Source organism: Paraburkholderia lebeckiae (genome assembly GCF_050436225.1).
Lineage (GTDB): Bacteria > Pseudomonadota > Gammaproteobacteria > Burkholderiales > Burkholderiaceae > Paraburkholderia > Paraburkholderia tuberum.
Genome location: NZ_JBNDLU010000002.1, coordinates 3457319 through 3468782 on the forward strand (window position 1 = coordinate 3457319; position 11464 = coordinate 3468782).

Annotated in this window: 7 protein-coding genes and 1 pseudogene; 2 read left to right on the plus strand and 6 right to left on the minus strand. The window is 64.1% G+C overall.

Annotation, left to right across the window (positions count from 1 at the left end; genetic code table 11):
- Positions 1-340 precede the first annotated feature (340 nt).
- The 6 genes from OKW45_RS30505 to OKW45_RS30530 form a co-directional block, all read right to left on the minus strand.
- Positions 341-4900, minus strand: a complete 4560-nt coding sequence (locus tag OKW45_RS30505) for an ATP-binding protein (protein WP_429472789.1) — start codon at positions 4898-4900, stop codon at positions 341-343.
- 98 nt (positions 4901-4998) lie between these two features.
- Positions 4999-5745 (minus strand): aquaporin Z, encoded by a 747-nt coding sequence (aqpZ, locus tag OKW45_RS30510; RefSeq protein ID WP_429472790.1) that lies wholly within the window; start codon positions 5743-5745, stop codon positions 4999-5001.
- Between the two features lie 242 nt (positions 5746-5987).
- Positions 5988-6632 carry a response regulator gene (locus OKW45_RS30515; protein WP_429472791.1) on the minus strand — a complete coding sequence of 215 codons (645 nt, stop codon included), beginning with the start codon at positions 6630-6632 and terminating at the stop codon, positions 5988-5990.
- Between the two features lie 107 nt (positions 6633-6739).
- Entirely contained in the window at positions 6740-7429 is a 690-nt protein-coding gene (locus OKW45_RS30520) for a response regulator (protein ID WP_429472792.1), read from the minus strand.
- A 136-nt stretch (positions 7430-7565) separates the two neighbouring features.
- The gene (locus tag OKW45_RS30525) at positions 7566-8234 is read right to left on the minus strand and encodes a response regulator (RefSeq protein ID WP_429472793.1); all 669 of its coding nucleotides are present in this window, start codon (positions 8232-8234) and stop codon (positions 7566-7568) included.
- Positions 8235-8501: 267 nt separating this feature from the next.
- A complete protein-coding gene (locus OKW45_RS30530) occupies positions 8502-9866 on the minus strand; it encodes an MFS transporter (RefSeq protein ID WP_429472794.1) in 1365 nt (454 codons plus the stop codon).
- 95 nt (positions 9867-9961) lie between these two features.
- On the opposite strand from OKW45_RS30530, the gene OKW45_RS30535 reads away from it, so the two are divergent.
- A complete protein-coding gene (locus tag OKW45_RS30535; protein ID WP_018419373.1) occupies positions 9962-10849 on the plus strand; it encodes a LysR family transcriptional regulator in 888 nt (295 codons plus the stop codon).
- Positions 10850-10920: 71 nt separating this feature from the next.
- A pseudogene (locus OKW45_RS30540) lies at positions 10921-11460 on the plus strand (c-type cytochrome); the annotation flags it as partial.
- Positions 11461-11464: the final 4 nt, after the last annotated feature.

Below are 11464 nucleotides of genomic sequence, written 5' to 3' on the forward strand. Positions count from 1 at the left end.
ACATTGACGCGCCGCCGCGGCACCCGTGCCGGCCGTGCGGAGCTTCCACATACTAGTGCAAATCATTTGGAGCCGGTGAGGTTGGGGTGGTGGCTTGCGCGGGCCGCCTTAATTCGAACCGGACTGTGATTAAAACAGAAGGCCCGATGGGCAAACTGCGCAATGCGCAAAGGCGTTCGTCAAATATGCCTAAAATACAGGCGAAAACGTAGCGCGAAATCGTTTTAATCGATTTAATCGAAAAGTTAATTGCGCGATTTGTAATAAATAAATGACGCTATTCCTGGTATGCTTCGATTTGCGAGAAGTGACTCCTTCATCGAAGGATGTCTCCAAACCTTTAACGCGGCTTCGGCCGCGTTTTTTTTCGTCCCGATTTTGGTCGCGGCCGTTTGAATCGGCCGCGTATTCGCGCGAGGTCACCGCCCGCCGCCCGCTCGGCGAGCAATGCGGCCTGCTGTTCGATGCCATCGAGCATCGCCTCGCATTGGCGGATTAGCGCATGCCCCTCGTTACGCAACTGCTCGGCCGACTTCGCGACAATGTCGCGACGATAGGCTTCGAGCGCGTGTACGAGTGGCTGATACTGCAGCACGCTGGCCGCCCCCATCACCCGATGCAGCCACTCGGGCACCCGCCCCATGTCTTCGCGTTCGAGTAACGTCGCAAGCGCGTTGAAGTCTTCGCGCATCGACGAGACGAATGAACCGAGCAACGCCTTGACCGTCGACCCGCTTCCCCATAACTGCGTCATGTGTGCCAGTTCGATGGGCACGTACGGTTCGACACCGACGCGCCGAATGATCTGCCGCTCGCCGGCCAGCGCAGACGATTCGCGACCGCATGTTTCTGCCGGCGCGGGGTGCCGAACGGTGTCGGTGCCAAACCAGCGGCTCAGGTAGTCGCGCAACGTGGCGAGCCGAGTCGGCTTGATCAGACTGTCGTCCATGCCGGCTTCGCGACACAAACTCAGGTCGTCGGGCGCGGTGTTGGCCGTGATGCCAAGTATCGGCAGACGCTGCGCGCCGCCGCGCAGTGCCTCCGCTTCGCGGATACGGCGAGTCAGTTCGTAACCGGACAGGTTCGGCATGTGACAGTCCGTGATCAGGCAGCCATAGCTCGTGCGCTCCAGTGCGAGAAGCGCTTCGGCGCCGTCGTTCGCGACGTCGCACGCGAACCCCAGCAGGGCGAGTTGATGGCGGATCAACTCCTGATTGACTGGGTGATCTTCCGCGACAAGAATCAGTCGCCCGCTCGCGATCGCGCGTTCACGATCGAGCCGCGGCGCGACGCCATCGGTCGAGAACGGCACGCCTGTCGCTCGCGGTGTCATCGGGGACATCGACGACAGGCCCGTCATCGCGGCCGCGCATGCGGCGCCGAGGCCGCGCCACGAAATCGGATTGACGCTCACGCGCACCTTGTCGTCGAGGATGCGGTAACCCGTCGGCTTCGGTTTTTCGGTCAGCGTGACGACACGCGCATTTGCGCCGATCTGTACGGGCAACGTGACGTCCTCGCCGACGAACAGCAGATCCGCGCGGCTCAGCACGTCGCTTTTGCCCTGCGTCGCCGCAGCGGCCGAGAGGCTGCGCAGTTCGAGCCCGAGCGCCTCGCCGAAGTGTACGAGGGCTCGGCCGATGCGCGGATCTCGCGTGATCACGACGGCGCTTTTGCCGCGCAGACCGTTGATCGAATAACGCTGTTCGACGATCGGCATCGTCAGCCGCACGATCATCCTCGTGCCGTGGCCGGGTTCGCTGCGCAGCGCGAGCGTGCCGTTCATCAGGTCGATCAGCTTGCGGCAGATCGTCAGCCCAAGGCCCGTGCCGCCGAAGCGCCGCGTGGTGGACGACTCGGCCTGCACGAACGGCTCGAACAGGCCCGCCTGCACGTCCGGCGCGATGCCGATGCCGGTGTCCTCAACGGTCAGCTCCAACGTCTGCGACTCCGCGCGATCTTCGACGACCGCTACGCTCACACCCACCTCGCCCTTCGGCGTGAACTTGATCGCATTGCCGAGCAGATTGAACAGAATCTGGCGCAGACGCACGCTGTCGCCACGGAGCGTCGCTGCGGCGTCGGTCGCGATGTCGACGCGCACTTTCAGCCCTTTTTCGTGGGCGCGCCCCGCAAGCAGGCCGACCGCGTTATCGACGAGCTCGCGCAGATCGATCGGCTCGGCTTCGAGCGTGAGCCGCCCCGCCTCGATCTTCGAATAATCGAGCAAATCATCGAGAATCTGCAGCAGCGCGCCCGCCGACTCATGGATCATGCCGAGCATTTCGCTCTGATCGGTACTGAGCGGCGTGCGCTCGAGCACTTCGACGAGACCGAGCACACCGTTCATCGGGGTGCGGATTTCGTGGCTCATCATCGCGAAGAAGTCGTCCTTCGCGCGCGAGGCCGCCTCGGCCACATCGCGTGCCCGCGCGAGTTCCTCCGAACGCGCGCGCTCGACGCTCGCATCGACCCAATAGCCGCTCCAAACGACGCTGCCATCGGCTTCTCGCCGCGGCACCAGCTCGGCCCGCACCCACTTTAGTTGACCGGCGTTTTCCAGGCGGAACTCCATATGCACTGGGGAGGCACAGCTCGCGGAGCGCTCCAGCCCGGCGACAACGCGCGGCCGATCCAGCTCCGACACTCGTTGGAAATCGACTCGTGCCCCCCCATGCCAATCACCCTCGCCGAGCAGATGCCGCGTGTCGCCGCCGATGTACGGGAAGGAATACGCGCCGGACGGCGAGCGCCGCAACTGGAACACGACGGCGGGCAACGAGCGCGTGACGTCGAACAGGCGCCGTTCGGTTTCGCTCGCGCGCATTTCAGCGCGCCGGATGTCGGTGATGTCGACCATCGTGCCAAGCACGTACGCCGGATGCCCATCGCTGGCCTCGCAGACGCTCGTCCAGAAAATCCCATGCCGCGTCTCGCCAGCGCCGTCCTCGAACTCGAGTTCGACTTTCGCGATGCCGCCGCCGCGCAGGATCTCGCCCGTGATGTCGTCGAGCACGCGGCTGTTTGCGTCACCCCATGTGCCGACCTCGGTCGTCGTGCGCCCGAGCACGTCCTTCCGCTCCAGCCCGCACGCTTTCTCATAGGCCTCGTTGATCGCGATGTACCGTCCGTCCAGGCCTTTCGCGATGAGCGGATACGGCACCGTCTTCATCATCGTTTCCTGGAAGTTCAATTGCAGTGCGAGTTCGCGCTCGGTCTGCTTGCGTAGCCGGACTTCGCGTTGCAGCAGCACGTACGCGCGCAACGTGACCAGCAGCACGACGCCGATGCCGATCAGCACCGGCAGCAGCCGCACCGCGGTCACGCTCCACACGGCGTTGTCCGGCGCGGCGGGACTCACCCACTTGCGCCGGATGCGCTGCTTTTCGGCTGCCGGCATCGCCTGCAACGCGCGATCGATCAGCTTGACGAGCGGGCTCAGATCCTCGCGCACAGCAAAATACAACGAGTCGGATTCGCCGAGCGAGTCGAGCACCCTGAGCGCGCCGACGTAGTGCTGCCGCAGTTGCACGTTGATCGCGGCCGCGTTGCCGACCAGCACGTCGGCCTCGCCGCTCACGACCATGCGCAGCGCATCGCCCAGGCTCGCCGCGACAACGATGTGATCGACCGGCACCGCTTCCAACGCGAGCGGCACCGAGCCGGCCACGTGCGGCGACATCACAACGCGGCACGACGTGATGTCGTCGAACGAGCATGGGGGCGGCGCGCCGCTCCGCCCGACGATCACCAGCGGATCGCTCTCGTACACACGGCTATGGTCGGCGCCTACCAGAAGCGCGCCGCGACTCGATGTGGAGGACAGCATCGCGAGGTCGCCACGCTGGAACGCTTCAACGGCGGCGGCCCAGTCGGCCATGCGCGCGCGGTTGAACACGACACCGAGCGTGCTGCTCAGGTACGCGAGGTAATCGGCGGTCAGACCGACGGGGCGACCTGCGGAATCAATATAGCTGAACGGCGCCCAGTCGTTGTCGAAGCCGACCTGCAACGGCGGCAGCGAACGCAGCCAGTTCTTCTCTTCCGGTGTCAACGTGAAGCGTGGTGCATCCGGCGCGGGCGCCGCGTTGAAGTTGCCCGACAGCCAGCGCGCGCGTATCGCGGCAGTCTCGGCGGGATTCATCGACACGAGCGCGCGGTTCAACTGATCGCGCAAAGCAGGCTGGCGAGGCGATACGGCAAAGCGCAGATCGAGCGCTTTGCCGCCTTGCTCGAACGCTACGCGCAAATTGCGATACGCGTCGGTCGCCAGTTCGTATTGCACGACCGGCGTGAAGCCGAAGTAGACGTCTGCATCGCCATGCAGTAGCGCGTTCAGCGCTTCGTGCGTGCTCGCGAACGAGACGATACTCGCGCGAGGAAAACCTGCGCGCAACAAACGCTCACGCGCAAAACCGCGCTCGATCGCGATACGCGCGCCAGCGAGGTCAGTGGGGTGCACATGCCGGGTGTCGTCGCGACGCACGACGGCCGAGGCGAACGAGTGGAAGTAAGGAGCCGTAAAGCTGAGGCAGCGCTCGCGCTGCGGTGTGCGCGCTATGCTCGTCAGCAGGTCGACCTCGCCGGCGCAAGCCGCGGCGACCAGCTTGGCCATATCGGGAAAGCTCTTCGTCTCGATGACGACGTTCGGCCCCACGAGCGCGCGCAACAGGTCGCCGCTGACGCCGGCGAGCCGGCCGCCCAGCGGAATGTCGAACGGCGCCCAGCCTCCTTCGAGAATGCCGACCGTCAATCTGGCAGGAAATGCAATGGGTGACGACGCGGAAGAACCCGCTCCCACTGCGGAAATTACGGGTGACTGTGACGCAGCGCCGGCAGGCCCGGCCATGCAGACCGCATCCGTAACCGCCAGCAGAAAAAACGCGAGCCAACGCGTCATTGAGTAGCGTTGCGAGCGCGGCCACAGACACCGCGACAAACGCCGCAGCCCCGATGTCAGCACCGCATCGACCGGAAGTGGTGAGTACCGTCCCTCGCTCACGAAACGTCACCCTGCCCGTCCACCAGCGACACCGAGGACGAATCGGCTCCGCCGTCCAGAAACGAAAACAGCGCGCCAGCCGCGATTGCTCCAGCCAACGGCGCGGCCCAGAACAGCCACAACTGATCCAGCGCCCAGTTGCCGACGAACAGCGCCTGCGCGGTCGAGCGTGCGGGATTGACCGCTCCATTGGTGATCGGAATGGACACCAGGTAGACGAGCATCAGACATGCGCCGGTGATGAACGGCGCAATCGTTGCCACCTCTTTTCGAACGACGACCAGCAGGCATACTCCGACGAACACGAACGACAGCACGAATTCCACGACGAGCGCCGCATGCAATGGATAGTCGGCGGGCGAATGAGCGCCGAAGCCGTTCGCCGCGAATTCACTCGCGGAGAGTTCGAAACCTGGCCGGCCGCTGGCGAGGTAGGCGAGAAGCGCCGCGGCGACTATTGCGCCCCAGATTTGCGCAGCGATATAGGGCAAGACATCACGCACGGGAAAGCGCTGCGCGATCGTCAGGCCGATGGTGACTGCAGGATTGAAATGCGCGCCGGAAAACTTGCCGAAGACATAGCTGCCGATAGCAAGCGCAAGACCGAACGCCAACGACGTTTGCAACGCGCCAGTGGCCTGCAGCACGCCTGTGGTGTCCAGCACCGTACTGCCGCAGCCGACGAACACGAGCCATGCCGTACCCACACCCTCGCTGCACAATCGCTTGCCTAGCGCAACCATCTCTATCCCGTCCATCAAGTATGAGGCACAGACGCCAAACGATCGCGCGAAGACGTCTGCACCGGATTCCCCTGATCCATTGGTAATCGGATCACGGACTCGCCACTTGGCAGTTGCGGCGCAAGGCGCGCAATGACAGGCGGCCAAGATTATTGGGTGCTCCCTACGTCACGGCAATCAGATAAGTCTGATAAGGGTTACCTCAAAGCCATCGAGAAAGAATTTGTGACCATTGCTGCGCCTCATATCAGCCCAACCTGAGTGGCGTAGTTGATCAGGTCGGCTTCTGTTTCCAGTCCGAGCTTGCGCATCGCGCTGCGTTTTTGCGTGCTGATGGTTTTGTCGCTACGTCGCAGACGTGTGGCGATCTCGTGCACCGCGAGACCTCGCACATAGAGTTGAAACACCTCCCACTCGCGTGCGCTCATCACACCGCCGCGCCGGGGCGGAGCAGGCTCCGCGGCCGCGAGTGCGGCCCGAACCTGTTCCGATAAATGGGTGCCCCCGGCGGCAACGGCTTCGATTGCATCGATCAATGCGTCCACGGCGTCGCGCTTGTCGACGATTCCAGTCACGCCGATATTGCGCAAGCCGGCCAACACATGCGCGCGCCCAATCATGGTCAGCACGACCACGTGGGGATGCGGCGTGCGCCGTAGCAGCCGACGCAATAGCGGCACTGCGCTGGCGTCTCCGTCGAGTCCCGGCATGCCGATGTCCGACACGACGACGTCGCATGCGCAGGCATCGAGCAGCTTCGCGAGACCACGGGTGTCGGCAGCTTCGCCGACAATTTCGATATTCGGCTTGTCGCGCAGCAGAGATCGGACGCCCGCGCGAATAGAGTCGTGATCGTCTGCCACGACGACGTGAATCTTGTTTGTCATTCTTTTCCGTGACTTTTTTATGGTGTCGATCGGCATACCGCACGAAATGTGTCCCCTGGTTATGCCGATATATTCGCCGCGCGCCTGCGCAGTATGTTGCCGCCCGGTTAACGGCTTTGACCAAGCCCTTCTGGCACTACGCCATACTCGACTGCGAAGCGAAACAGTTCGGCGTCGCTATTCAGCGACAGCTTGCGCATGGCCGTGCACTTCTGCGCGCTGATCGTCTTCACACTACGTCCCAGCCGCGCGGCGATTTCCGTGACGCCGAGTCCTGACGCGTACTGCGTAAAAACCTCGAACTCTCGGCGAGACAGGGTGGCGCGCACGAAGTCGAGACGTTGCGTCAGCGTGACATCGGCCAGCATGGCGCGTACCGCCGGACCGACAAAACATTCGCGCGCCAGCGCCATGACCACCGCCACGTGGATCAGATCGATACGATCACGTTTGCTCAGCAGCCCATCCACGCCGAGCGACATCACTTTGCGCAGCGTCGCCGCCTCCGTCTCCATTGTCAGAATGACGAGCGCCACGTTGGGATAGCGTGCCTTCAACTGCCTGACGACGTCGAACCGGTTGTCGTTGTTCCCTCCTGGCATGTAAAGGTCCATCAGCACGATATCGCAAGGACTGCGATCGACTTCGATGAACAGTTCGGCGACATCCGCCGCGCGGCCAACCACCTTCAGGTTCGGATAGTTGCCAATCAGATTTTCTATAGCCAGCAGAACCAGCGGATGATCATCCGCAATGATCGTTCGAACAGGCGTTCCTGATGCAGCCATGAGGTTCATCGTCTGGCGCTCCTCGATACTTTCATTTCTCGACACCTTGTTATGAGTGACCGGCGCTCACGCAATGGTCGAGCAATTCTTTTGCGACAAACATCAGAGCGCTCTGAAATGGAACGAACAACCGTATGCCTGATGCTTAGTCTTCCGATTCGAGGAGGACCGTGCCGCAGGCGCGCACACAGGAAAAAAGCGCGGGGTCGTCGTTGACGCCAAGCCGCGCCATCGCTTCGCGCTTGTGCCGGCTCACCGTGCGGCGATGGCAGCCGAGCGCCACCGCGATCTGCACGATGGACTCGCCGTTCACGAGCCTGCGCAGAATGTCGGTCTGCCGCTTCGATAGCAGCAGGGCCGACACGAACCTACCGTTGTCCGGCTGCAAACGCGCGAGCGTTTCGACTACGGAGCGGCCCAGGTAGCGCGCGCCGCGCGCACTGTCGCAGACGGCTTGCGGCAGTTCCTCGAGCGACTCGGCTTTGCCGATCACACTGACCGCGGCATCGGCGACGACGACACGCAACATCGCGGCATTCGTCTGCCCGGTCACGACGACGACGCGCAATGACGGCCACTCGCCACGAATGCGCTGGATCAGGCCGCGTCCGTCGCCAATCTCGCCGGCAGGTTCCGGCATGGAAAGATCGACGACGAGCACGTCGCACGGTGTGTGTTGCAGCAATGCGATCAACGCAGTGGGCATCTGCGCCTGACCCACGACGGACAGACCTTCGTGCGCCTCCAGTATCGATTTCAGGCCAAGCAGGACGAACGGGTGATCGTCCGCCAGAATGATTCGAAGATTTGTCACGATTAGTCTCGCTCGTTACAAGAATGGTCGAAATGCGCGCGGCAGTAGCTGTGCAGGCGGCAGGCGTCGACCTGCGTCGTGGCACTCAAGCGACGTGCCGCAAAAGCCATCTGATCACCCTCGCAAATTCACGACAATCGGAGCGTTCCTAATCCAGCTCAATAATCGGGACAATTTATAGTTCTACCAAGCAATATGCACACCGTGATTCGAATCGAATCAAAATCAATTCGGCCACGCAAAGCGGGCGCTGTTCGCCCCAACGTTTTACGCTGCATCGCAAGCACGCGTCGCGCGCATCGCACGCGTCGACGCGGCGCGCGGAAACACCGGCAATGCGAGCAACGCGCAAGCGCTCGCCACCGTCCACACCAGCGGCCATGCTCCGATAGACAGCAGCGCCGGAATCGCGAGCGGCGTCACGAACAGAGTGAGGAACACGCAGGTGTTGCCCATTGCGAGCGCGGTGCCCGCGCGGCGAGTACCGGCGAGCGTCGCGAGTTCGGTGAACGCGACGCCGTGCCACGCCGACGCGCTAACTCCGCCGAGTACGATCATTAGCGCGAACGGCGCGACCGCCCCGGCGCGACGCAGGCCGATGAGCCCGGTCGCGAGCGCGAGCAGCACGAACAGCACGGCGGTCAACAGACTGCATGCCCGCATATACGCGCGGCGATTGCCGCGCCGGTCGGTCCACGCGCCGCTCCAGACCCGCGCGATCGCGGCGCCAGTCTGCACCGCGGCCATCGTCGCGCTGATCGCGAACACGCCTGCACGCCCGAAGTCGTGCAGGAACACCGTGCCGAATGTGATCACGGCAATCTGCGGCATGCACAGCGCGCCCGCGCCGAGCGCGACGCGCCAGATCGCGATGTCGCGCAATGGGGAGATCATCGGCTGCGGTGCGCTGACGCTCAAGGAGTCCAACCCCCAACCGTCCGCCGCCGCGGCACGGGCCGTCGCAGCGGCGGGCGCTCCTTTGGGCGCCAGCGTATCGTCCGCGTGTGCGGGCTCGTGCAGCCAGCGCCACGCGAACCATGCGGTGATCGCGCACGCCAACGCCAGCACCGCATAGGCGCTCGCAAAACCAAAGTGCGAGGCGAGCACCGGCAGGACCACTGCGCCGAGTCCACCGCCCGCCGGCACGGCGGTTTGGCGGATGCTCATCGCGAGGCCGCGCTCGCCTTCGCGAAACCACGCCATCACCGCTCGGCCGCTCGATCCGTTGACGCTGCCGCCCAGCAGTCCGACCAACAGCAGCCCGAGCGCGAGCGGGACGATGCCGGGCACATGCGCGCCGCCCGGCGACACGAACAGCGCGAGACCGGCGAGCGCGACCGCGGTCGACAGCAAGCCGAGCAGCAGCACCCGGCGATCGCCCCAGCGGTCGGTCAACAGCCCCCACGGCAACTCGCTGACCGCAATGCCCAGGCCGAGCATGCCGAGCACGAGGCCGAGCCCGTGGTTGCCCAGGTGGTAGTCCGAGCGCAGGAACACCGCCGTCGTCGGAATCCCCGAAAATGCCGCCGAAAAGCTCGCATTCGCGGCAAAACCAACGCCGAGCACCTTCCAGCGATGCCGCGCGCCGCGCTCGCCGGTGCCGCCCGACGCTGTCATCGATCCGTTTTCCATCACACCCTCCGCGTGTCATTCGGGGGTATGCTACGGCTGGACATTCCATCGGCAAAGCCGGAAATTTAGATCTCCACCATCGGAAAAACCGAATCTTGAGCCAGCGTGGTTTCGACCTTGCGCAGTTGCGGACCTTCGTCGCCGTCGCCGAATCGGGCGGGGTGTCGGCAGGCGCGGAGCGCGTGTTCCTGTCGCAGTCGTCGGTAAGCGAGCAGCTGAAGAAGCTCGAGGAGCGCGCCGGCCAGCCGCTCCTCGTGCGCGGCCGGCAGGGTGTGAGTCCGACGTCCGCGGGCGAGCGCCTGCTCGAGCATGCGCGCCGCATCATCGCGATGAGCGAAGCGGCCTTCGACGACCTGCAAGGCCGCTCGCTCGACGGCGAGCTGCGCATCGCGATCACCGATTACTACCGGCCGCACGATATCGCGCGCATCCTCAAGACGTTTTCGGAACAGCATCCGCGGCTGAAGCTGCACGTGACGGTGCTGCCGAGCGCGGTGATCGACAGCGGCGCGGACGATTACGCGTCGTTCGACATCGGTTTGTCGGCGCGGCTCGTCACAGGCCAGCTGCGTGCACGCGGCGCGGGTGCCGGTGCCGCGAGCATCGTCGTGCGGCGCGAAAGGCTGCTATGGGCCAGTTGCGCCGATGCCGCCACCCGCCCCACCGCGCCGTATCAACTGGTGCTGCTGCCGTCGACGTGTCAGTTGCAGCGCTTCGTCGTCAAGCTGCTCGACGAACACAAGGTACCGTACGTGGTGTCGCATTCGGCGTCGGGCGTCGCGGGCCTGCAACTCGCATTGAAGGCGGGGCTCGGGATTTCCTGTCTGAACGAGTCGTCGCTCGGCGGCGGCGTGGTGGCGTGTGCCGCGAACTTCGGCTTGCCACCGCTGCCCGCCATCGAGTTTCATCTGCTGCCGCGGCGTCCGGGCGAAAGCGAGTTGGTCAGCAATGCACGTGATGCGCTCGTGCGGCTGTTCGCATGACGCACAAATGAAATTCACAGCAAAATTTATCGATCGACATCAGCTAATCACATTTACATGATGCATTGCGATCGATAAGCCGCGGCGCGACGATCGCGACGCAGCACTGCTCGATGTGCCACGGCGTACTCGGCACCGTGCAGGTCACCGCGCCGGCGCTCGCCGGGCAGAACGCCGACGTGACCTACAAGGAATTGCGCGACTTCCAGAGCGGCCAGCGGCAAAGCGCGGTCATGCAGGCAATCATCGCGGGACGCAGCGACCAGGATCTGCACGATCTGGCGGCGTACTACGCGTCGCTCCCGTTCCCCGCGGCGGCCGAGAAGACCCGAGCCGGCGAAGGACCCGATGCGACCGCAACCAGGCTCGTGATGCAGGGCGACCCGCAACGCAATATCGCACCGTGCGCCGCGTGTCATGGCCAACTCGATCGCAAGGGCGCGGCGCCGTGGCTCGGCGGACGGTCGGCGGCCTATCTGGCCGCGCAGTTGCAGGCGTTCGCTTCGGGCGCGCGGCGCAACGACATCAACGAGCAGATGCGCAATGTCGCGCGGCAGATGACGCCCGAGGAAATCAATGCCGTGGCGAGGTATTACGCGGCCATGCAGTAGTGGG